The 21,537-nt window shown below is 71.9% G+C and carries 18 protein-coding genes; 10 read left to right on the top strand and 8 right to left on the bottom strand.

Annotated elements, in window-relative coordinates; genetic code table 11:
• On the bottom strand, positions 1 to 2,556 hold a 2,556-nt coding region (locus tag AB0F04_RS10990), incomplete at its 3' end, for a nitrate- and nitrite sensing domain-containing protein (protein WP_362040008.1).
• Positions 2,557 to 2,924: 368 nt separating this feature from the next.
• Here AB0F04_RS10990 and AB0F04_RS10995 point away from each other — a divergent pair.
• Positions 2,925 to 3,710, top strand: coding sequence for a protein phosphatase 2C domain-containing protein (locus AB0F04_RS10995; RefSeq protein WP_362040010.1), 786 nt, complete (start codon positions 2,925 to 2,927; stop codon positions 3,708 to 3,710).
• Between the two features lie 20 nt (positions 3,711 to 3,730).
• On the opposite strand, the gene AB0F04_RS11000 is transcribed toward AB0F04_RS10995, so the two are convergent.
• Together AB0F04_RS11000 and lon are read right to left on the bottom strand one after the other, a co-directional pair.
• Positions 3,731 to 4,222 carry a MarR family transcriptional regulator gene (locus AB0F04_RS11000; protein WP_362040011.1) on the bottom strand — a complete coding sequence of 164 codons (492 nt, stop codon included), beginning with the start codon at positions 4,220 to 4,222 and terminating at the stop codon, positions 3,731 to 3,733.
• 190 nt (positions 4,223 to 4,412) lie between these two features.
• Positions 4,413 to 6,836 (bottom strand): endopeptidase La, encoded by a 2,424-nt coding sequence (gene lon, locus AB0F04_RS11005; protein ID WP_362040013.1) that lies wholly within the window; start codon positions 6,834 to 6,836, stop codon positions 4,413 to 4,415.
• Positions 6,837 to 7,011: 175 nt separating this feature from the next.
• On the opposite strand from lon, the gene AB0F04_RS11010 reads away from it, so the two are divergent.
• Positions 7,012 to 7,671 carry a GNAT family N-acetyltransferase gene (locus AB0F04_RS11010; RefSeq protein WP_362040015.1) on the top strand — a complete coding sequence of 220 codons (660 nt, stop codon included), beginning with the start codon at positions 7,012 to 7,014 and terminating at the stop codon, positions 7,669 to 7,671.
• A gap of 10 nt (positions 7,672 to 7,681) precedes the next feature.
• On the opposite strand, the gene AB0F04_RS11015 is transcribed toward AB0F04_RS11010, so the two are convergent.
• Positions 7,682 to 8,482 (bottom strand): rhomboid-like protein, encoded by an 801-nt coding sequence (locus AB0F04_RS11015; RefSeq protein WP_362040017.1) that lies wholly within the window; start codon positions 8,480 to 8,482, stop codon positions 7,682 to 7,684.
• 167 nt (positions 8,483 to 8,649) lie between these two features.
• Here AB0F04_RS11015 and AB0F04_RS11020 point away from each other — a divergent pair, with 167 nt between their 5' ends.
• The 6 genes from AB0F04_RS11020 to AB0F04_RS11045 all read left to right on the top strand — a co-directional run bounded on the left by AB0F04_RS11020 (position 8,650) and on the right by AB0F04_RS11045 (position 16,308).
• Positions 8,650 to 9,327, top strand: a complete 678-nt coding sequence (locus AB0F04_RS11020; protein WP_362040019.1) for a spermidine synthase — start codon at positions 8,650 to 8,652, stop codon at positions 9,325 to 9,327.
• Positions 9,328 to 9,462: 135 nt separating this feature from the next.
• Positions 9,463 to 10,203, top strand: coding sequence for a response regulator transcription factor (locus AB0F04_RS11025; protein ID WP_030851757.1), 741 nt, complete (start codon positions 9,463 to 9,465; stop codon positions 10,201 to 10,203).
• Positions 10,200 to 11,309 carry a HAMP domain-containing sensor histidine kinase gene (locus AB0F04_RS11030; protein WP_053670647.1) on the top strand — a complete coding sequence of 370 codons (1,110 nt, stop codon included), beginning with the start codon at positions 10,200 to 10,202 and terminating at the stop codon, positions 11,307 to 11,309. Before AB0F04_RS11025 ends, AB0F04_RS11030 begins: the two co-directional genes overlap by 4 nt.
• A 281-nt stretch (positions 11,310 to 11,590) precedes the next feature.
• Positions 11,591 to 15,445: a multifunctional oxoglutarate decarboxylase/oxoglutarate dehydrogenase thiamine pyrophosphate-binding subunit/dihydrolipoyllysine-residue succinyltransferase subunit gene (locus AB0F04_RS11035; RefSeq protein WP_362040021.1), complete on the top strand. Its 3,855-nt coding sequence runs from the start codon at positions 11,591 to 11,593 to the stop codon at positions 15,443 to 15,445.
• A gap of 85 nt (positions 15,446 to 15,530) precedes the next feature.
• On the top strand, positions 15,531 to 15,710 hold the full coding sequence (locus tag AB0F04_RS11040) for a DUF6104 family protein (protein ID WP_003992906.1): 180 nt from the start codon (positions 15,531 to 15,533) through the stop codon (positions 15,708 to 15,710).
• 289 nt (positions 15,711 to 15,999) lie between these two features.
• Positions 16,000 to 16,308 carry a hypothetical protein gene (locus AB0F04_RS11045; RefSeq protein ID WP_362040023.1) on the top strand — a complete coding sequence of 103 codons (309 nt, stop codon included), beginning with the start codon at positions 16,000 to 16,002 and terminating at the stop codon, positions 16,306 to 16,308.
• 208 nt (positions 16,309 to 16,516) lie between these two features.
• On the opposite strand, the gene AB0F04_RS11050 is transcribed toward AB0F04_RS11045, so the two are convergent.
• Positions 16,517 to 17,353, bottom strand: a complete 837-nt coding sequence (locus AB0F04_RS11050; RefSeq protein ID WP_362040024.1) for a hypothetical protein — start codon at positions 17,351 to 17,353, stop codon at positions 16,517 to 16,519.
• 148 nt (positions 17,354 to 17,501) lie between these two features.
• Between AB0F04_RS11050 and AB0F04_RS11055 the strand changes: the two genes are divergently transcribed.
• Positions 17,502 to 18,476 carry a hypothetical protein gene (locus AB0F04_RS11055; RefSeq protein WP_362040801.1) on the top strand — a complete coding sequence of 325 codons (975 nt, stop codon included), beginning with the start codon at positions 17,502 to 17,504 and terminating at the stop codon, positions 18,474 to 18,476.
• Between the two features lies 1 nt (position 18,477).
• Positions 18,478 to 19,545, top strand: a complete 1,068-nt coding sequence (locus AB0F04_RS11060) for a helix-turn-helix transcriptional regulator (protein ID WP_362040026.1) — start codon at positions 18,478 to 18,480, stop codon at positions 19,543 to 19,545.
• A gap of 18 nt (positions 19,546 to 19,563) precedes the next feature.
• Here the strand turns inward: AB0F04_RS11060 and AB0F04_RS11065 are convergent, their stop codons facing one another.
• From AB0F04_RS11065 to AB0F04_RS11075, 3 genes are all read right to left on the bottom strand, one after another.
• A complete protein-coding gene (locus tag AB0F04_RS11065; protein ID WP_362040028.1) occupies positions 19,564 to 20,136 on the bottom strand; it encodes a Clp protease N-terminal domain-containing protein in 573 nt (190 codons plus the stop codon).
• Positions 20,136 to 20,345, bottom strand: coding sequence for an HTH domain-containing protein (locus AB0F04_RS11070; RefSeq protein ID WP_003992902.1), 210 nt, complete (start codon positions 20,343 to 20,345; stop codon positions 20,136 to 20,138). Before AB0F04_RS11070 ends, AB0F04_RS11065 begins: the two co-directional genes overlap by 1 nt.
• Before the next feature lie 101 nt (positions 20,346 to 20,446).
• Entirely contained in the window at positions 20,447 to 21,412 is a 966-nt protein-coding gene (locus tag AB0F04_RS11075; RefSeq protein WP_362040029.1) for a zinc-binding dehydrogenase, read from the bottom strand.
• Positions 21,413 to 21,537: the final 125 nt, after the last annotated feature.

A 21,537-nucleotide genomic window follows, 5' to 3' on the forward strand; every position in this document is an offset into this window, starting at 1 on the left:
CGGGGACACGTGGCCGGCCGGATCACCGGACCCTGCCGGGGACACGTGGCCGGCCGGATCACCGGACCCTGCCGGGGCGTCCGACGCCACCGGGTCGAGGTGTGCCGCCGGACCGGCGTGTGCCCCCGGGTCGGCGTGGGTCCCCGGCTCATCGGACCTGGCCGGCGCGGCCGGTGTCGCCGGGGTCGCCGTCCCGGACGGCTCCGGCAGCTCCAGCGCTGTGGGCGCCCCGGACGGCTCGGACCTCTCCGCCGGTTCTGACTCCCCGGCCGGTTCCGGGTGGCCGGCGGCCGTCGTGGTGTCCGCGGCTTCGTCCTGGCGTACCGCCTTCTCCGCCAGGGCCACCAACGGGTCGTCGCCGGAGGCGCGGCCGTGCAGGACGTTGGAGTTGGCCTCGGCGTCGGCGCCCGGGAAGGAGTAGGAGTGGGCCGTACCCGTGAGGGGGCCGGAGGTCGGGACGGCCACGGGCGGCGCGGCGGCGAGGAGCGTGCGCGGCAGGACGACGACCGCCGCGACACCGCCCTGCTTCTGCTCGCGGAGCTGGACGCGCACGCCGTGCCGGTGGGCGAGCCGGGCCACGACGTACAGGCCGAGGCCGAGACCGTCCTCGCCCTCCTGGTCGTAGGGCGCCTCGGGGTCGAAGTCGGCGAGGCGGGAGTTGAGGCGCTCCAGCCGCTCCTCGGTCATGCCGATGCCCTCGTCCTGGACGGAGAGCATGACCTCGCCGTTCTCCAGCAGCCAGCCGGAGATCTCGACGGGCAGGTCGGGCGGGGAGAACGAGGTGGCGTTCTCCATGAGTTCGGCCAGCAGATGGGACAGGTCGTCCGCGGCGAACCCGGCGATGTGCGCGTGCGGCGGCAGCGCGGCGATCCGGACCCGCTCGTAGCGCTCGATCTCGCTGACCGCGGCCCGGACGACGTCCACCAGCGGCACCGGCCCGGCGGCGTGCTGGACGTGCTCGGTGCCGGCCAGGACGAGGAGGTTCTCGCTGTGCCGGCGCATGACCGTGGCGAAGTGGTCGAGCTTGAAGAGCGTGGCGAGCCGGTCCGGGTCCTGCTCGCGCTCTTCCAGGTTCTCGATGACGGCCAGTTGCCGCTCGACCAGGCCGAGGGTGCGCAGGGCGAGGTTGACGAACGTCCCGCCGATGGCCGTGCGCAGCCGCTCCAGCTGGGCGGCGGACTCGGCGAGCTCGCCGCGCAGTTCCTCGCGCGCGTCGGCCATCTTCTGGCGCTGCCCGACGAGGTGCTTGCGGTCGGACTCCAGGGTGGTGATCCGCTCGGTGAGGGCGGCCGCGTGCGCGTGCAGGGCGTTGACGGAGCGGACGGCCTGGGCGAACTCGTCGTTGCGGCCGGTGAACTTCACCGGCTCCTCGGCCGCCGGGTCGTCGGCCTCGGCGAGGCGCTTGGAGCCCAGGCGCAGGACGGCGAGGGGGCGGGTGAGGCTGCGGGCCATGCCCGTGGCGACGCCGACGGCGAGCAGCATGAGGGCGCCGAGCACGGCGATGCGGATCTCCAGCGCCGTGACGTCGTCGTCGCGCAGCGCCTCGAGGTCCTTGGTGCGGCGTTCGTAGAGGGCCGACTCCACGCCGCGCATCAGGTCGACGCGGGCGGACAGGGCCGCGTCCAGCCTCTTGGTGCTGGTGGCGAGGTCGGTGCGGGAGAGCGTCGGCTGGTCGGTCAGGGTGGCCAGGTACTTGTCGGCGGAGTTGACCTCGGTGCCGGTGACCGTGGAGTCGAAGGAGGCTCGGGCCGGCTTGGGCGCGGTGTCGCGGAAGTCGGCCAGGGCCGCGTCGGAGCGCAGCCGGGCCTGCTGGGCTGCGGCGCTGAGGGCGTCGCGCTGCCGGGCGTCGGCGTCCGAGGAGGCGGAGGTCTGGGTCGGCAGGCCGGTGACGGGGTCGATGACCGTTTCGGTGCTGCGCGGCACGCTCAGCGCGGCGAGCAGCAGTCCGCGGGCCGCGGCGGCCTGCTGGACGGCGGAGTCCAGCTCGGCCAGCGCGTAACCGCCGGCACCCGCGCGCGGCGGGGTCCGCTGCGCCAGCTGCTCGGCGAGGTCGTGGAGTTCGGTGATGGCGCGGGAGTACGCCTGGTGCGCCTCGAGGGCGCTGCTCTTGCCGGTGAGCGCCGCCCTGCGCACGGCCGCTATGCCGTCGAGGTCCGAGCGGAGCGAGGCGGGCGTGTCGGTGTCGGAGCGCAGCTCCTCGACCTGCCGGTCCACCCGGGCGCTGTGCTGCTCGGAGGGCGCCTTGGACTTGGGGCGCCCGGCGGCGATGTACGAGGTGACGTCGTCGCGTTCGTCGGCGAGGGAGTGCGCGAGGGCGAGCGCGTCCTGCGTCTGCTCCGCCTGCGTCACCAGGTTCTGTGAGTCGTGGAGTTGCCCGGAGGCGGCCAGGACGGACGGGGTGCCGGCCCCGGCTATGGCTGCGGCGACCACGGCGACGGCCACGATCAGCCGGTTGCGCACGTGCGTGGGGCGGCCCGTGCCGGTGGGGGGCGTCGGCTCAGCGCCCTGAACGGGGGCCTTCTGCTTGCCTGTGCGACGAGGCCGCGTCTTCTGCACCGGTGCTCGCATTCCTGACTCGTGAACCCTTGGGCCCGGGTGACGCTCCGTCAACTGGTGCGCACTCCCGGTACACTTCCCGACCCTCCCAGCGCCGGTGGGCAGCGCACGCGCATCACCTGACCCGCCACCCGAAGGAGTGAACCCCGGAGGGGAGTTGAGGGGCAAGTTCCGCAGGCCAGTGCAGCGACCTTGCGCGGCAGGCCGGTTGGACGACGGCGACGGCCGGTGGCAGTATTCGCCACCGCGCCTTCCCGGAACAAATCATTCCCTGCCAAACCCGGCGCCTGACCTGCGCTACTGCGCCGGTCCGGCGACCATTGCCGGTCTCTTGCGGTCGTTGTGAAGGGCTCGTGCAGACTGGCTGGATGCGTACTGAACTCGCCTCGGAGCCGGGAGACGCCGACCGCCCCAACGAGGACTTCGCCGGTGTCGGACTACCGGCCTCGGGGCAGGGCGGTTCGGTCGTCGTCCTGGACGGGGTCACGCCGCCGAGGACCGGGACGGGCTGTCTGCATTCCGTTCCCTGGTTCACCGCACGCCTCGGTGGAGCGCTGCTCGAACTGACCGTTTCACTCTCGGATGTCCCCCTGGTCGACGCCTTGTCCCGCGCCATCGCGCGTACCTCCGAGGCGCACGCCGCAACCTGTGACCTTTCTCACCCTCGAACTCCGCAGGCGACGGTGGTCGTGGCCCGATGGAATCCGGACACGGTCGAGTACCTGATCCTGTCCGACTCGGCCCTGCTCGTGGAATCGCCGGACGGCGCGGTGACACCCCTCCTCGACGACCGGCTGGCCCTGCTCCCCCGCTCGGCGCTGGCCACGGACGCGCTGGTGGACTCCACGCTCCGCAACATGGAGGGCGGCTTCTTCACGGCGGCCGCCGACCCGTCGGTGGCGGCCCGGGCGGTGACCGGAACCGTGCACCGTCGCGAGGTCCGCGCCCTGGCCGCGCTGACGGACGGGGCGACGCGCTGGGTCGAGCGGTTCGAGGAGGGCGACTGGACGGACTGCTTCCGCCTGATCCGCAAGGAGGGCCCCCAGGCCCTGGTGGACCGCGTCCGGGCACTGGAGCGGTCCGACGCCGCCACGACGTTCCTGGGCCGGAGCAAGAAGCACGACGACGCGACGGCGGTCTTCGTCGAGTTCTGAGTCCCCGGCGCTCGCCCGGCCTACTTCTCCATGCCGCGGTTGAGCTGGTGCAGCAGCCGGGCCAGTTCCGTGACCTCGCGGGAGTCCCAGTCGGCCAGGCGGCCGGCGTAGCGGGCGCGGCGGGCTTCCCGGACCCGGCGGACGCGGTCGTGGCCCTCCGGGGTGAGGGCGACGAGCCAGGCGCGTCCGTCGGCCGGGTCGGGTTCGCGCGCGACCAGCCCGAGTTCCTCCAGGGCGCGCAGTTGGCGGGACATCGTCGCCTTGCCGACCCCGATGTAGGCGGCCAGCTCGGTCGCCCGCTGCTTGCCGTACTCGTCCAGCCGCACGAGCAGGCCGTACGCGGACGACTCCAGGTCGGGGTGGACCTCGCGGGCCATCTCGCCCTGGCTGGCCCGGGCGCGCCGCAGCAGCACGGTCAGCTCGCGCTCCAGCGCCAGGAAGGCGGGCTGGTCCACACCGGTTCCGGCCACACCGGCGTCGCGGTGTCCGTCGTCGTTGCCGCCCTCGTGCACGTCAGCCCCTGCCTCGGTCGTCGCCGGTCGTGAGAACGCCGGTACCTGAATTTTCCGCCACCCGCCCTCATCGGCGCAGTTCGGCCAGTATTCCGCAGGTCAGGACGTCCGTGTCCACAGGGCCACCACACGGTGAAGGCCCGGGCCTCCCTCACGAGAACCCGGGCCTTCCCTCATCCGATGACCTCCGTCACGCGGCCACCGGAACCTCCGGCGCCGCCCCGTTGGTCGCGGGCGCGAGCGCCAGTTCCAGGACCTGGCGTACGTCGGTGACGGCGTGGACGTCGAGCTTGTCCAGCACCTCCGCCGGGACGTCGTCCAGGTCGGGCTCGTTGCGCTTGGGGATGATCACCGTGGTGACACCGGCCCGGTGCGCGGCGAGCAGCTTCTGCTTCACACCGCCGATCGGCAGCACCCGCCCGGTCAGCGAGACCTCGCCGGTCATCGCCACGTCCGTGCGGACGAGCCGGCCGGACAGCAGGGACGCGAGGGCCGTCGTCATGGTGATGCCGGCGCTCGGGCCGTCCTTGGGGACCGCGCCCGCCGGGAAGTGGATGTGCACGCCCCGGTCCTTCAGATCCGCCACCGGAAGTTCCAGCTCGGCGCCGTGGGAGCGCAGGAAGCTCAGCGCGATCTGCGCGGACTCCTTCATCACGTCGCCCAGCTGACCGGTCAGGGTCAGTCCGGCCGCGCCCGTCTCCGGGTCGGCCAGGGACGCCTCCACGTACAGGACGTCACCGCCCGCTCCGGTCACCGCCAGCCCGGTCGCCACGCCGGGGACGGACGTGCGCCGCTCGGCCGGGTCCTGGGCGGACTCGGGCACGTGGTGCGGCCGGCCGATCAGCTCGCGCAGGTCCTCGTCCCGGACGGTGAAGGGCAGCTTCCGCTCCCCCAGTTCGTGCTGGGCGGCGACCTTGCGCAGCAGCCGCGCGACCGACCGCTCCAGGGTGCGCACGCCCGCCTCGCGGGTGTACTCCCCGGCGAGCTTGCGCAGCGCGCCCTCGTCGATGGTCACCTCGTCCTCGCCGAGCCCGGCCCGCTCCAGCTGGCGCGGGAGCAGGTGGTCACGGGCGATGACGACCTTCTCGTCCTCGGTGTAGCCGTCCAGCCGGACGATCTCCATCCGGTCGGCCAGGGCCTCCGGGATCGCCTCCAGGACGTTGGCGGTCGCGAGGAAGACGACGTCGGACAGGTCCAGCTCGACCTCCAGGTAGTGGTCCCGGAAGGTGTGGTTCTGCGCCGGGTCGAGCACTTCGAGGAGGGCGGCGGCCGGGTCGCCCCGGAAGTCCGAGCCCACCTTGTCGATCTCGTCGAGCAGCACGACCGGGTTCATCGAGCCGGCCTCCTTGACGGCCCGGACGATCCGGCCCGGCAGGGCACCGACGTAGGTGCGCCGGTGGCCGCGGATCTCTGCCTCGTCGCGCACGCCGCCGAGGGCGACGCGGACGAACTTGCGGCCCATGGCGTGGGCGACGGACTCGCCCAGGCTGGTCTTGCCGACGCCGGGCGGTCCGACGAGCGCGAGCACGGCACCGCCGCGCCGCCCGCCGACCACGCCCAGTCCCCGGGCGGTACGCCGCTTGCGCACCGCCAGGTATTCGGTGATCCGCTCCTTCACGTCCTCCAGCCCGGAGTGTTCGGCGTCGAGGACGGCCTGGGCGCCCTGGATGTCGTAGGCGTCCTCGGTGCGCTCGTTCCACGGCATCTCCAGGACCGTGTCGAGCCAGGTGCGGATCCAGGAGCCCTCGGGCGACTGGTCGGAGGACCGCTCCAGCTTGTCGACCTCCTTGAGGGCGGCCTCGCGGACCTTCCCGGGCAGGTCGGCGGCCTCCACGCGGGCGCGGTAGTCGTCGGACTCCTCGCCCTCCTGCTCGCCGTTGAGCTCGCGCAGCTCCTTGCGCACGGCGTCCAGCTGACGGCGCAGCAGGAACTCGCGCTGCTGCTTGTCGACGCCCTCCTGGACGTCCTTGGCGATCGACTCGGCCACGTCCTGTTCGGCGAGGTGGTCGCGCAACTGCTGGGTGGCGAGCTTCAGCCGGGCCACCGGGTCGGCGGTCTCCAGCAGTTCGACCTTCTGGTCGGTGGTGAGGAACGGCGAGTAGCCGGAGTTGTCGGCGAGCGCCGAGACGTCGTCGATGGCCTGGACCCGGTCGACGACCTGCCAGGCACCGCGCTTGCGCAGCCAGGCGGTGGCAAGGGCCTTGTACTCCTTGACCAGTTCGGCGACCTGGCCGGGCAGCGGCTCCGGAACAGTCTCGTCGACGCTGGTGCCCTCGACCCAGAGGGCCGCACCGGGACCCGTGGTCCCCGCACCGATCCGCACCCGCCCCCGGCCGCGGATCAGCGCGCCCGGATCGCCGTCGGCCAGCCGGCCGACCTGCTCGACGGTGCCGAGCACACCGGTGTTCGCGTATGTCCCGTCGATGCGCGGCACCAGGAGTACCCGGGGCTTCCCGGGCGTTGAACGGGCAGCGGCCTGGGCGGCCTCCACCGCGGCACGGACCTCGGAGTCGCTCAGATCCAGCGGGACCACCATCCCGGGCAGCACGACCTCGTCGTCGAGCGGCAGCACGGGCAGGGTGAGCGGTGTGAACGCCGTGGACTCAGCAGCCATGATCTCCCCTTCGGCAGTCAAGTTGAGTTATGCCGACTCAATGCTCGGGCAGCCCCGGATGTTCCCCCTCCGCTGTTCGCTGTCAGCGATCATCGGTGTCACGAGGAGCGGAAGGGCGCGTAGGCTCCTCTTCGGTAATGGACGAACGGCCATTGCAGCCATTACGGGGGGACGCGTGGACGGAACCGTGCAGGCATGGGTGAACGGGTGGGTCGTGTCGCGCGGAGCCGCGCCGCCCACGGCCGAGCCGTGGGGCTGGACGATCGACATGGGCCTGTACGGGCACGTCACGCGGCACGTGTTCGGCGCCACGGGCGAGGACCTCGACGAGACGACCGTCCGCAAGGTGGCCGGCGCGGTGACCGGGCACGGCGTGTGGCTGAAGGCGTTCCGGGACCCGTCGGTGGTCTCCGGCTGGCTGGACGACAGCTGGTGGATCGACCCCGAGCCGGGCTACCTGATGACCGTCCCCCTGGCGGCGGAGGAAGCCCCGGCCGCCCCGGCCGGCTACCGGCTGCGCGAGTGGTCACGCGGCGGGGTCACCCGTCTGATGGTGGCCGCGCCGGACGGGTCGCTGGCGGCGCGGGGCCAGATCGCCCCGAGGGGCGAGACCGCCGTCGCCGACCAGATCGAGACCGCCCCCGAACACCGCCGCAGGGGCCTGGGCAGCCTCGTCATGAGGACGCTGCAGAACTCCGCCGCCCGGCAGGGGGCGCGGACCGGCGTCCTGGCCGGAACCCCCGCGGGGCGCGGGCTCTACGAGGCGCTGGGCTGGGGCGTGGTGGCCACGCTGACCAGCGCCCGGCACGACCCGCCGACCTCGGTCCGGGCCTGAGGGGCCGCGGTCAGGGCCCGGCCACGCCGAGGCGTGCCGCGTACCACCGCCTGGCCACCGGCCAGGTCGCGATCCCGATGCCGAGGGCGATGAGGTGCCCCCAGTTCGTCATCGGATCGGTGTAGGCGAGCAGGTCCTGCAGCAGCATCCAGCCGAACCCGGCCAGCAGCGGCAGACGCTGCCACAGCGGCAGCAGGCCGGACAGGGCGCCGATGCCGGCGGCGACGCCGAAGCTGACGCCGTAGTCGAGGCGGTGCAGGGACGTGTCGGGAAGGTGCCCGGCCAGGACCGCGAGACCCACCGGGACCTCGGTCGCGAGGGTGGCGAGGACATGCCCGAGCAGGAAGACACCGGCCGTGCGCACGCCCCCGATCCGCCGCTCCAGCGCGGTCAGCACCAGCACGAAGGCGAGCGCGAACGGCGAGGTCGGACCGCCCGCGACCCACAGCGCGCTGCCCACCAGCACCAGCTCCGGAGTGCGCACCAGGTGCGTCACGTCCGTGCTGGAGCCCTGGAGCAGGGCGTGCACGAGGGCCGGATGCGCGTACGCGGAGACCAGGGAGGTGAGGCAGAGCAGGAGCGCGTATCCGAAGGTGAAGGGAGTCCCGGTGGGGGTGGGCAGCAGCCGCCAGGGACGCGGTCGCCGCCGGGGCCCCGCCGCCGGACCGGGCCGCGGTACTCCCCCGGTGGCCCGCTCACCCGGGCCGCGCTGCCGCGGCACCCCGGCGAGCAGCCCTCGCACATCGGCGTCCGGCGCACCCGTGGGCGTCGGCGCGGCCGTCCCGCGGGGCGGCGCGGTGCGTTCGACCACGGACACTCCTTCCGTCACGTCCCAGCCTTCGCTCCGGACGCTCCGCTGTCTGTGACCCTCGCCACGCGAGGGCCGATTCACAGCAACCCTTGAGCCACGTTCTGCGTCCCCCGCGAGGCCCGGGAATGACGAGGCGCCACACCCTCCGCCCCTGTCAGGATGCCCCCATGTCTTCCTCGTACGACATTCCCGATGTTCTGGACCGTCGCGAGGGCCCCCACGGTGAGGTGGCACTGCGGCGGCACGGTGACCGGCTGGAGATCATCGCCAACGGCTGTTTCCTGATGGACACCTCCGACGGCCGCTCGGAGCGGCGGCTGGTCGACGCGGCACTGGACGCCCTGGCCGGCCGGGACCGCCCCGACGTCCTGATCGGCGGACTCGGCGTCGGTTTCTCCCTCGCGCACGCCGCGGCGGACCCGCGCTGGGGACGGATCACGGTGGTGGAACGCGAGCACGCGATCGTCGAGTGGCACCGCGACGGCCCGCTCTCCCCGCTCTCCGCCCAGGCTTTGGCGGACCCCCGCACCCGCATCGTCGAGGCCGATCTCGTCGCACACGTCAATGAGACATCCGACACGTACGACGCCCTGTGTCTCGACATCGACAACGGACCCGGCTGGACCGTCACCGAGGGCAACGGGAATCTCTACCGGGAAGCCGGACTGGCAAGCTGCGCAAGGGTGTTGAGACCGGGCGGGGTTCTGGCCGTCTGGTCCGCCCAGCCGTCTCCGGAATTCGAGGGAACCTTGCGGAATGCCGGGTTCCAACAGGTGCGTACCGAAGAGATCCCGGTTGCCCGGGGCGTTCCGGACGTCGTACACCTCGCCATCAGCCCTGGATAGCAAAGGCGTACTGACTCCCCGTACGCTGCTCCCCTGACGCCGATCATTCAAGCGTCAATCGCAACCATGCGCAGGCATAGCCAGTCAGAAGGAATCACCCCACTGATTCCGGAAAGCACACCCCAGGGGCGGGCGATGGAGCAGACACAGACCTCCCACAACGGTTCGGCGACGGCTACTCCGGGCGCGCAGCGCCGGGTCCTGGTGGTCGAGGACGACGCGACGATCGTGGACGCCATCGCGACCCGCCTGCGGGCCGAGGGATTCCTCGTGCAAACGGCGGGCGACGGCCCGGCCGCGGTCGACACGGCCGAGGCGTGGCAGCCCGACCTGCTGATCCTCGACATCATGCTGCCCGGCTTCGACGGCCTGGAGGTCTGCCGGCGCGTGCAGGCCGCCCGCCCGGTGCCGGTGATGATGCTCACCGCGCGCGACGACGAGACCGACATGCTGGTCGGCCTCGGGGTCGGCGCCGACGACTACATGACCAAGCCGTTCTCGATGCGGGAGCTGGCGGCGCGCGTGCACGTCCTGCTGCGCCGGGTGGAACGGGCCGCCATCGCGGCGGCCACCCCCCGCTCCGGCATCCTGCGTCTCGGCGAACTGGAGATCGACCACGCACAGCGCCGGGTCCGGGTGCGCAGCGAGGACGTCCACCTCACGCCCACCGAGTTCGACCTGCTGGTGTGCCTGGCCAACACCCCGCGCGCGGTGCTCTCCCGTGAGCAGCTGCTCGCCGAGGTCTGGGACTGGGCGGACGCCTCCGGCACCCGTACGGTCGACAGCCACATCAAGGCCCTGCGCCGGAAGATCGGCGCCGAGCGGATCCGCACGGTGCACGGCGTGGGTTACGCCCTGGAGACCCCGACGCCATGAGCGGCGGGCCGGCCGCACGGAGAAACCCCGGGAAGAACCCCTGGGGCGGGGTGAGCCCGTTCTCGATCAAGACCAAGCTGGGCGCGCTGGTCGTCATCTCGGTGCTGATCACCACGGGCCTGTCGGTGATCGCGGTGCACACGAAGACGGAGCTGCGCTTCATCACGGTCTTCTCGATGATCGCCACGCTTCTCATTACGCAGTTCGTGGCCCATTCACTCACCGCACCGCTGGACGAGATGACCGCGGTCGCGCGTTCCATCTCGCAGGGCGACTACACCCGCCGCACGCGGGAGAACCGCCGTGACGAGCTGGGCGACCTGGCCGTGACGATCAACGCCATGGCCGACGAGCTGGAGGCCCAGGACAGCCAGCGCAAGGAACTCGTGGCGAATGTCTCGCACGAGCTGCGCACGCCCATCGCGGGTCTGCGGGCGGTACTGGAGAACATCGTCGACGGTGTCACGCAGGCCGACCCGGAGACCATGCGCACGGCCCTGAAGCAGACCGAGCGCCTCGGGCGGCTGGTGGAGACGCTGCTGGACCTGTCCCGCCTGGACAACGGCGTCGTACCGCTGAAACAGCGGCGGTTCGAGGTCTGGCCGTACCTGTCCGGCGTGCTGAAGGAGGCCAACATGGTCGCCTCCGTACGCGCGGGCATCGCCACCGGCTCGGGCAGTCACACCCGTACGGACGTCCATCTGCATCTCGACGTCCATCCACCGGAGTTGACCGCGCACGCCGATCCGGAGCGCATCCACCAGGTCGTCGCCAATCTCATCGACAACGCGGTCAAGCACAGCCCGCCGCACGGCCGGGTGACGGTCAAGGCGCGGCGCGGTGCCCTGCCGGAGTCGCTGGAGCTGGAGGTCCTGGACGAGGGCCCCGGCATTCCGAAGTCCGAGTGGCACCGTGTCTTCGAGCGGTTCAACCGCGGCAGCGCCAAGCGGCCGCAGGGGCCGGGCAGTGACGGCGGCACGGGCCTCGGCCTTGCTATCGCCCGCTGGGCCGTGGACCTGCACGGGGGCCGGATCGGAGTGGCCGAATCCGAGCGGGGTTGCCGGATTCTTGTCACTCTTCCGGGACTGTCATCTGTGCCAAGTTGACGTAAAGTTCGAAGCGGAACATCAAGATCCACGGGCGTCCGCGCTGACGGACACGTGTGATCAGGCACGGGCCCGCGCCATCGGCGCCCTGGGCCCTCCCCCGCTCTTGCCTCATGAAGCGGAACCACGCTTGTTTCCCGCCATTTCAAGCCCCGAAACACGGTTCCAGATGTGATGTGCACGACGTTGAACGGGCCCGGCCTGACCTTCCCCCTCCGAGGGGCGTAGCCTTGATTCCCGCTGTCCATCATCTTGTGAAGCGGAAGAGGGCGGTTGCCGCCGTGTCGCCACAGTCCCCCAGTAACTCGAGCATCTCGACCGACACCGACCAAGCGGGGAAGAACCCCGCCGCGTCGTTCGGTGCCAATGAGTGGCTCGTCGACGAGATCTATCAGCAGTACCTCCAGGACCCGAACTCGGTAGACCGAGCCTGGTGGGACTTCTTCGCCGACTACAAGCCAGGGGCGGCTGCCGCCCCGGCTCCGGCGGGTACCGCGGCCGCGGGGGCCGCGGGGACCACCACCGCTCATGCGGCCGCTCCGGCCGCTCCCGCCCAGGCCTCCGCCCCGGCGGCCGAGAAGCCCGCCGCAGCACCGGCCCCCGCCCCGGCTCCGGCCCAGGCGAAGCCCGCCGCGCAGGCCCCGGCCCCCGCGCAGGCCCCCGCCCCGGCCAAGGCCCCCGCTCCGGCGCAGGCCGCCCCGGCCGCGAAGCCCGCCGCCAAGCCGGCTGCCGCGGCGAAGAAGGCCGAGCCCGCCGCCGAGGCCCCCTCGGGCCCCGAGCAGGTCGTGCTGCGCGGCCCCGCCGCCGCGGTCGCCAAGAACATGAACGCCTCCCTGGAGGTGCCCACGGCCACGTCCGTGCGCGCGGTCCCGGTGAAGCTGCTGTTCGACAACCGCATCGTCATCAACAACCACCTGAAGCGCGCCCGGGGCGGGAAGATCTCCTTCACGCACCTGATCGGCTACGCGATGGTGCAGGCCATCAAGGCCATGCCGTCGATGAACTACTCCTTCGCGGAGAAGGACGGCAAGCCGACCCTGGTCAAGCCGGAGCACGTCAACTTCGGCCTCGCCATCGACCTGGTCAAGCCCAACGGCGACCGCCAGCTCGTGGTCGCGGGCATCAAGAAGGCCGAGACGCTGAACTTCTTCGAGTTCTGGCAGGCCTACGAGGACATCGTCCGCCGCGCCCGTGACGGCAAGCTGGGCATGGACGACTTCACCGGCGTCACGGTCTCCCTGACCAACCCCGGCGGCCTCGGCACCGTCCACTCCGTGCCGCGTCTGATGCCCGGCCAGTCGGTGATCATGGGCGTCGGCTCCATGGACTACCCGGCGGAGTTCCAGGGCACCTCCCAGGACACCCTGAACAAGCTCGGCATCTCGAAGGTCATGACGCTCACGTCGACCTACGACCACCGGGTCATCCAGGGCGCCGCCTCCGGCGAGTTCCTGCGGATCGTCGCCAACCTGCTGCTTGGTGAGAACGGCTTCTACGACGACGTCTTCGAGGCGCTGCGCATCCCCTACGAGCCGGTCCGCTGGCTCAAGGACATCGACGCCAGCCACGACGACGACGTCACCAAGGCCGCCCGCGTCTTCGAGCTGATCCACTCCTACCGGGTCCGCGGCCACGTCATGGCCGACACCGACCCGCTGGAGTACCAGCAGCGCAAGCACCCCGACCTGGACATCACCGAGCACGGCCTCACGCTGTGGGACCTGGAGCGCGAGTTCGCCGTCGGCGGCTTCTCCGGCAAGTCGATGATGAAGCTGCGCGACATCCTCGGCGTCCTGCGCGACTCGTACTGCCGCACCACCGGCATCGAGTTCATGCACATCCAGGACCCGAAGCAGCGCAAGTGGATCCAGGACCGCGTGGAGCGCCCGCACTCCAAGCCGGAGCGCGAGGAGCAGCTGCGCATCCTGCGCCGCCTGAACGCCGCCGAGGCGTTCGAGACGTTCCTGCAGACCAAGTACGTCGGCCAGAAGCGCTTCTCCCTGGAGGGCGGCGAGTCCGTCATCCCGCTGCTGGACGCCGTGCTGGACTCGGCCGCCGAGTCCCGGCTGGACGAGGTCGTCATCGGCATGGCCCACCGCGGCCGGCTGAACGTCCTCGCCAACATCGTCGGCAAGTCGTACGCGCAGATCTTCCGTGAGTTCGAGGGCAACCTCGACCCGAAGTCGATGCACGGCTCCGGTGACGTGAAGTACCACCTGGGCGCCGAGGGCACCTTCACCGGTCTCGACGGCGAGCAGATCGCGGTCTCCCTGGTCGCGAACCCCTCGCACCTGGAGGCGGTGGACCCGGTCCTGGAGGGCGTCTCGCGCGCCAAGCAGGACATCATCAACAAGGGCGGCACGGACTTCACGGTCCTGCCGGTGGCGATCCACGGCGACGCGGCCTTCGCGGGCCAGGGCGTGGTGGCCGAGACCCTGAACATGTCGCAGCTGCGCGGCTACCGCACCGGCGGCACGGTCCACATCGTCATCAACAACCAGGTCGGCTTCACCGCGGCCCCCGAGTCCTCGCGTTCCTCCATGTACGCGACGGACGTGGCCCGCATGATCGAGGCCCCGATCTTCCACGTGAACGGCGACGACCCGGAGGCCGTGGTCCGCGTCGCGCGGCTCGCCTTCGAGTTCCGCCAGGCCTTCAACAAGGACGTGGTGATCGACCTCATCTGCTACCGCCGCCGCGGTCACAACGAGTCGGACAACCCGGCCTTCACCCAGCCGCTGATGTACGACCTGATCGACAAGAAGCGCTCGGTGCGCAAGCTGTACACCGAGTCCCTCATCGGTCGCGGCGACATCACCCTGGAAGAGGCCGAGCAGGCGCTGCAGGACTACCAGGGCCAGCTGGAGAAGGTCTTCACCGAGGTCCGTGAGGCCACGTCCCAGCCGGGCACGGTCGAGTCCTCGGACCCGCAGGCCGAGTTCCCGGTCGCCGTGAACACCGCGGTGACCACGGAGGTCGTCAAGCGGATCGCCGAGTCCCAGGTCAACATCCCCGACCACATCACCGTCCACCCGCGTCTGCTGCCGCAGCTGCAGCGCCGGGCGTCGATGGTCGAGGACGGCACGATCGACTGGGGCATGGGCGAGACCCTCGCCATCGGTTCCCTCCTGCTGGAGGGTGTCCCGGTCCGTCTGGCGGGCCAGGACTCGCAGCGCGGTACGTTCGGCCAGCGCCACGCGGTGATCATCGACCGCAGCACGGGCGACGAGTACACGCCGCTGCAGTACCTCTCCGAGGACCAGGCGCGGCTGAACGTCTACAACTCCCTCCTCTCCGAGTACGCGGCGATGGGCTTCGAGTACGGCTACTCGCTGGCCCGCCCCGAGGCGCTCGTGATGTGGGAGGCGCAGTTCGGCGACTTCGTCAACGGCGCCCAGACGGTCGTGGACGAGTTCATCTCGTCGGCCGAGCAGAAGTGGGCCCAGACGTCCGGCGTCGTCCTGCTGCTGCCGCACGGCTACGAGGGTCAGGGCCCGGACCACTCCTCGGCCCGCCCGGAGCGCTTCCTGCAGATGTGCGCGCAGAACAACATGACGGTCGCCATGCCGACGTCGCCGTCGAACTACTTCCACCTCCTGCGGTGGCAGGTGCACAACCCGCACCACAAGCCGCTGGTGGTCTTCACGCCGAAGTCGATGCTGCGTCTGAAGGCGGCGGCGGCGAAGGCGGAGGAGTTCACGACGGGCCAGTTCCAGCCGGTCATCGGCGACGGGTCGGTGGACCCGGCCGCGGTCAAGAAGGTCGTCTTCTGCGCCGGCAAGGTCTACTACGACCTGGAGGCCGAGCGTCAGAAGCGCGGCGTCACGGACACGGCGATCATCCGCATCGAGCGCCTGTACCCGCTGCCGGGTGCCGAGCTCCAGGCGGAGATCAAGAAGTACCCGAACGCCGAGAAGTACCTGTGGGCCCAGGAGGAGCCGGCGAACCAGGGTGCCTGGCCGTTCATCGCGCTCAACCTGATCGACCACCTGGACCTGGCGGTCGGCGCGGACGTCCCGCACGGCGAGCGGCTGCGGCGCATCTCGCGCCCGCACGGCTCGTCCCCCGCGGTGGGTTCCGCGAAGCGTCACCAGGCCGAGCAGGAGCAGCTGGTGCGTGAGGTGTTCGAGGCGTAACCGCTCTCGCGCCCCCCGCGTGGCCGGGCCGCACCCCCACTCCGGGGGTGCGGCCCGGCCGTTTTCGCGCACCTATCCTTGAGGCATGTACTTCACGGACCGTGGCATCGAGGAACTGGAGAAGCGGCGCGGCGAGGAGGAAGTCACCTTCGAGTGGCTCGCCGAGCAGCTGCGGACGTTCGTCGATCTCAACCCCGACTTCGAGGTGCCGGTGGAGCGTCTGGCCACGTGGCTGGCGCGGCTGGACGACGAGGACGACGAGTAGGCCGGCTCCGGCCGCGGCGGGGACGACGAGCAGGGACGGGTACGGGCCGCGGCGGGGACGACGAGCGGGACCGGATTCGGCCGCTGCGAGGACTGCGAGCGAGACCCGCTCGGGCCACGGCGAGGACGACGAGCGGGGACGGGTGCGGGCCTCGGCGAGGACGGCGAGCGGAACCGGCTTCGGCCGCTGCGAGGACTGCGAGCGAGACCCGCTCGGGCCACCGCGAGGACGACGAGCCGGGACGGCTGCGCGCCTCGGCGAGGACAGCGAGCGGGACCGGCCCACTGCGATGACGGCGACGAGCGGGACCGGCTCCGGCCGCGGCGGGGACGACGAGCAGGGACGGGTACGGGCCGCGGCGGGGACGACGAGCGGGACCGGATTCGGCCGCTGCGAGGACGGCGAGCGGGACCCGCTCGGGCCACGGCGAGGACGACGAGCGGGGACGGGTGCGGGCCTCGGCGGGGACGGCGAGCGGGACCGGCTCACTGCGATGACGGCGACGAGCGGGACCGACTCCGGCCACGGCGAGGACGACGAGCAGGGACGGGTGCGGGCCTCAGCGGGGACGGCGAGCGGGACCGGCTCACTGCGATGACGGCGACGAGCGGGACCGACTCCGGCCACGGCGAGGACGACGAGCAGGGACGGGTGCGCGCCTCGGCGAGGACGGCGAGCGTGACCGGCCCACTGCGATGACGGCGACGAGCGCGACCGGCTCCGGCCGCGGCGAGGACAGCGAGCAGAGACCGGATCCAGCAGCGGCGAGGACAACGAGCCGGACCTGATCCGGCAGCTCCGGGGCGTCAGTCGCGCGGGTGCGTGAGGGCGTAGGTCAGACCCAGCGCGCCGTGTGCGAGAAGCAGGGTGCCGGCCGTGACCCAGCCCCAGCCGCCGCTGCGCCTGCGCAGACCCCAGGACAGCAGCGGTACGCCCGCCGCCACCTGCGCCAGGGCCAGTGCACGTGCGCCGGGGCCGCCGGTCCAGGGCGTCCAGGGGCCGAGGCGACCGAGGTCGACGGTGTCGCGTGCCGCGGCCGCGTCACGTCGGCCCGGCCCTTCGACGGCCACGCTGTCCGGCGTGCGGGCGGCGGCCTCCAACAGGCGTTCGACTGATTCGCCGGGAGCGAGTCCGGCGGGCAGGACGACCCCCACCCGCGCGAGGACCGCGAGCAGCCCGCGCAGACGGGTGCCGGCGTCGGCTGCGGAGTCGGGTTCGGCCAGCTCCTCGAGGGTCTGGACGTCCAGGAGAGGGTCGAGACCCAAGCGGGCGGCGAAGGTGTGCAGAGCCTCGGCCTCCCCCACCGGCACGCCGCCGGCGAGCCACACGAAGCCGACCGGGCGGCGGAAGCCGGAGGCGAGCGTGAAGCCCGCGTGGTCGGTGTCCCACCACAGGGCGAGGACGGGCCAGGGAGCGCCGACGGCGAGGGCCGTCGCCCAGCCGGTGGCCACGCGGTCGACGGGTTCGGCGCCGTCCCGCCAGGGCCGGCCCTCGGGGACGAGCACGCTCCACGCCTCGCCGGCGCGCGTCAGCCGCATCGGCTCGCGCAGCAGATCGGCAACGGGGGCCACGGACCCGGGCGCCGCCCGGCACAACAACAGCGCCCCGGGTGCGGGTCCGGAGCGGACAGCTTCCGTCGACATGGTCACACGCTAGGGCGAATTGTCAGTATCTGAGCACTTATACCCGTCCACCCCTCCCCGGAATGGGTGGCTTGACTTTCCCCGACCGCGATATATCGTGATTACGAGAGGACGCGATATGGCGCGTCGAATCGGGGAGGTCTCCACCATGTCCGAGTGGTCCGTCACAGAACCGAGGAAGCTCACCTTCGACGAGCCCGTGAGCGACCTGCGGGTACGTCTCGTCAACGGAACGGTGAACGTGGTGGGCACGGACGAAGGTTCCGCCCGCCTGGAGATCTCCGAGATCGACGGGCCGCCCCTGGTGGTGACCCAGCAGGACGGCGTCCTCACGGTGGCCTACGAGGACCTGCCCTGGAAGGGCTTCCTGAAGTGGCTGGACCGCAAGGGCTGGCGCCGCAGCGCGGTGGTCTCCCTGGCCGTCCCCGCCGGCACACGCGTGGAGGTGGGCGTGGTGGGCGCGGCCGCCGTGATCTCGGGGACCCACGGCCCGACGGTGATGAAGGGCGTCACCGGCGACACGACACTGGTGGGCCTGTCCGGCCCGGTGCGCGCCGAGACGGTCTCCGGCGGCCTGGAGGCCCAGGGCGTGACCGGCGACCTGCGGTTCAACTCGGTCTCCGGCGACCTCACGGTGATCGAGGGCTCCGGCCCCTCCGTGCGGGCGGAGACGGTCAGCGGCTCGATGATCGTCGACCTGGACCCGAACGGCCCGACGGACGTCCGGCTGACCAGTGTCTCGGGTGAGATCGCCATCCGGCTGCCGTACCCGGCGGACGCGGAGGTCGAGGCGAACACCGCGAGCGGCGCCCTCTCCAACGCCTTCGACGGCCTGCGTGTACACGGTCAGTGGGGAGCCCACAAGATCACGGGCCGGCTCGGCGCGGGCACCGGCAAACTGCGGGCCACCACCGTCTCCGGTTCGATCGCCCTGCTCCGTCGCCCCGCCGGAGAGGACGATCACGACGGCGAGCCACGGGGCACCCGGCCCGGCAGCAGCGACGCGGCGGCAGCCCCGGCGAGCGGCCCCCGGGAGGGCTCGGGAGACAATTCCGTCTCCGGCCCGGGCGATGCCCCCACCACCGCCCCGGCCGACGGCACAACCGACAAGAAGGTGCTCTGACATGCCTCCCGTCTTCGCCCACGGCCGCCTCCGCCTCTACCTGCTGAAGCTGCTGGACGAGGCGCCCCGCCACGGCTACGAGGTGATCCGCCTCCTCGAGGAGCGCTTCCAGGGGCTGTACGCGCCCTCGGCGGGCACGGTCTACCCGCGGCTGGCCAAGCTGGAGGCCGAGGGCCTGGTCACCCACACCACCGAGGGCGGCCGCAAGGTCTACTCGATCACGGACGCGGGCCGCGCCGAGCTGGCCGACCGCGGCGGCGAGCTGGCCGACCTGGAGCTGGAGATCCGGGAGTCGGTCGCGGAGCTGGCCGCGGAGATCCAGGCCGACGTGCGCGGAGCCGCCGGCGACCTGCGCCGCGAGATGCGCGCGGCGGCGACGGAGGCCCGCCGGGGCAACGGCGCCCCGGCCGACGGCACGACGGGCACCCCCTATGGGGACTTCTCGCAGCACGGCGACAAGGAGGCCTGGCGCATCGCCAAGGAGGAGATGCGCCGCGCCCGGCAGGAGTGGAAGGAACAGGCCCGGCGTGCCAAGGACGAGAGCCGCCGCGCCCGCGAGGACGCACAGCGTGCCCGCCGCCAGGCGAAGGAGGCCCAGGAGCAGGCCCGGGTCCAGGCTCAGGAGCAGGTGCAGCGCATCACCCGCCGCGTCCAGGAGCAGATGCAGGACCACTTCGCCCGCGGCGACTGGCCGACGGGTCTGCGTGAGGGCCTGAGCGAACTGGTCAAGGAGGTGGGCGAGTTCGGGAAGGACTACGGCAAGGACTTCGGCAAGGACCTGGGCTTCGACTGGCCCGGCACCGGCAAGCCCGCCGCGGAGCCGCCCCACGCCCAGCCCTCGGAGGACTTCCCGGCCTCCTATGAACCGGCCTGGGCCCACGAGGACACCGCGGACTCCACCGGCGACCCGGCCCGCGACCTGGACCGTCTCCTCGACCGCTTCCGGGACGACATCCGAGACGCGGCCCGCGACCACGGCGTCACCCCCGGCCAGCTGCGCGACGCCCGCCGCCATCTGTCGACGGCGGCGGCACACATAGGGGCCCTCCTGCGCGCACAGCAGAAGTAGGCGCCGGGGCGCGGCACGTCAGCCGGCCTTGGCCTCGCCGCCGCTCCCGTACAGCACCCGCGTCAAAGACGCGTAGGTCACCCCATGACCGGCGAGGACCTCGGCCGGCACTCCGGGGCGAACGGTCAGGGCCAGCAGGATGTGCTCGTCCCCGATGTGCCGGTCCCGCTGGGCGAGAGCGACCCGCAAGGACCGCTCGAGCACGTCCTTGGCCCCTCGCCCGAAGGAGGTACGCCCCGACCACCACCGCTTGTCCGTCCGGTCGCCGGACAGGGCGCCGACCCCGTGCGTCTCCTCCACCCGGGCGACGATCTCCGCCACGTCGATCCCCAGCCCCGCGAGCGCATCGGTCTCGGCCTGCGTCAGCCCGGCCCGCCGCCGCGCCTCACGCAGCGCCTCGCGCACGGACTCCCGGCCCTCTCCGAGCCCGAGAGCGCCGAGCGCGAAGGACCCCCGGCTCCCCTCCCTGTCCAGCAGGGCCAGCAGCAGGTGCTCGGGCTCCACGCACCGCCCGCCCCCACCGCTCCCGTCCACATACGCGTAAGCGCTCTTCACCACATCGCGGGCGTCTTTGGTGAACCGCTCGAACATCAATGCCTCCCGTACTTCTTGTGCACGGCCTGCCTGCTCACACCGAGTTCGGTGGCGATCTCCTGCCACGACCAGCCCTGGTTGCGCGCATTGCGCACCTGCACGGCCTCCAGCTGCTCCAGCAGCCGGCGCAGCGCGGCGACGGCCCGCAGGCCGACCCGTGGATCACGGTCACCCGCACGCTCGGCCAGATCCGTTGCTTCGGTCATGAAGTCAACCTACGTTGACATCCCGCCCGCGTCAACCATAATTGACAAACGAAGACGGCCGGCCCGCGCGGGACCGACCGTCAACGCACCTCGGAAGGAACTCAGGGATTCGTCAGCACGACCTTCCCGAACTGCTCTCCCGAAGCCAGCCGCTCGAAGCCCTCACGCGCCCGGTCCATCGGCATGACCTCGTCGATGACCGGCCGCACCCCGGTCGCGGTACAGAACGACAGCAGGTCCTCCAGCTCGTCCTTGGTGCCCATGGTGGACCCGACGACCTTGAGTTCGAGGAAGAAGATCCGGGTCAGCTCGGCGTGCGAGGGCCGGTCGCCGCTGGTGGCGCCGGAGATGACCAGCGTGCCGCCGGGCTTCAGCGATTTCACCGAATGCGACCAGGTGGCGGCCCCGACGGTCTCGATGACGGCGTCCACCCGCTGCGGCAACCGCGCCCCCGACTCCAGCGCCTCCACGGCCCCGAGCTCCAGGGCCCGCTTCCGCTTGGCCTCGTCCCGGCTGGTGGCGAAGACCCGGAGCCCCGCGGCCTTCCCCAGCACGATCGCCGCCGTGGCGACACCACCACCGGCGCCCTGCACCAGCACGGAGTCCCCGGGTCGTACCCCCGCGTTGGTGAACAGCATCCGGTACGCGGTCAGCCACGCCGTCGGCAGACAGGCGGCCTCCGCGAAGGAGAGCTCCTTGGGCTTGGGCAGGAGGTTCCAGGTCGGCACGGAGACCTGCTCGGCGAAGGTGCCCTGGTACCGCTCGGTGAGGATGGAACGGGGTTCCTTCGGACCGACCCCGTGCCCGCTCTGTCCGATCACTGAGTGCAGGACGACCTCGTTGCCGTCCTCGTCGACACCGGCGGCGTCACAGCCGAGGATCATCGGCAGCTTGTCCTGCGCGAGGCCCACGCCCCGCAGGGACCAGAGGTCATGGTGGTTGAGGGAGGCGGCCTTGACCGTGACGGTGCTCCAGCCGGGACGGGCCTCGGGAGCCGGACGCTCCCCCAACTCCAGGCCGGACAGCGGCTGGTCGCGGTCGATTCGGGCGGCGTAGACAGCGAACATGACCTTGACGATAGGTTCCGCGAGGGACCGAAGGAACCATCCGCCGCTGTGAGACACGCCCTCTTGCCAGGCGAGCGGCGGTGCTGTGCGCCTGCGGCACGAGCCACGCCGCACCCACACCCGCT

The sequence above is a fragment of the Streptomyces sp. NPDC029041 genome, assembly GCF_040637515.1.
Taxonomy (GTDB): Bacteria; Actinomycetota; Actinomycetes; order Streptomycetales; family Streptomycetaceae; genus Streptomyces.

What these genes read in the sequence shown, in the direction of transcription:
- AB0F04_RS11065 (WP_362040028.1), bottom strand. Translation starts at nt 20,136, where the DNA reads ATGTTCGAGCGGTTCACCAAAGACGCCCGCGATGTGGTGAAGAGCGCT.
- AB0F04_RS11030 (WP_053670647.1), top strand. Translation starts at nt 10,200, where the DNA reads ATGAGCGGCGGGCCGGCCGCACGGAGAAACCCCGGGAAGAACCCCTGG.
- AB0F04_RS11050 (WP_362040024.1), bottom strand. Translation starts at nt 17,353, where the DNA reads ATGTCGACGGAAGCTGTCCGCTCCGGACCCGCACCCGGGGCGCTGTTG.
- AB0F04_RS11020 (WP_362040019.1), top strand. Translation starts at nt 8,650, where the DNA reads ATGTCTTCCTCGTACGACATTCCCGATGTTCTGGACCGTCGCGAGGGC.
- AB0F04_RS11075 (WP_362040029.1), bottom strand. Translation starts at nt 21,412, where the DNA reads ATGTTCGCTGTCTACGCCGCCCGAATCGACCGCGACCAGCCGCTGTCC.
- AB0F04_RS11025 (WP_030851757.1), top strand. Translation starts at nt 9,463, where the DNA reads ATGGAGCAGACACAGACCTCCCACAACGGTTCGGCGACGGCTACTCCG.
- AB0F04_RS11040 (WP_003992906.1), top strand. Translation starts at nt 15,531, where the DNA reads ATGTACTTCACGGACCGTGGCATCGAGGAACTGGAGAAGCGGCGCGGC.
- AB0F04_RS11060 (WP_362040026.1), top strand. Translation starts at nt 18,478, where the DNA reads ATGCCTCCCGTCTTCGCCCACGGCCGCCTCCGCCTCTACCTGCTGAAG.
- lon (WP_362040013.1), bottom strand. Translation starts at nt 6,836, where the DNA reads ATGGCTGCTGAGTCCACGGCGTTCACACCGCTCACCCTGCCCGTGCTG.
- AB0F04_RS10995 (WP_362040010.1), top strand. Translation starts at nt 2,925, where the DNA reads ATGCGTACTGAACTCGCCTCGGAGCCGGGAGACGCCGACCGCCCCAAC.
- AB0F04_RS11055 (WP_362040801.1), top strand. Translation starts at nt 17,502, where the DNA reads ATGTCCGAGTGGTCCGTCACAGAACCGAGGAAGCTCACCTTCGACGAG.
- AB0F04_RS11045 (WP_362040023.1), top strand. Translation starts at nt 16,000, where the DNA reads ATGACGGCGACGAGCGGGACCGGCTCCGGCCGCGGCGGGGACGACGAG.
- AB0F04_RS11070 (WP_003992902.1), bottom strand. Translation starts at nt 20,345, where the DNA reads ATGACCGAAGCAACGGATCTGGCCGAGCGTGCGGGTGACCGTGATCCA.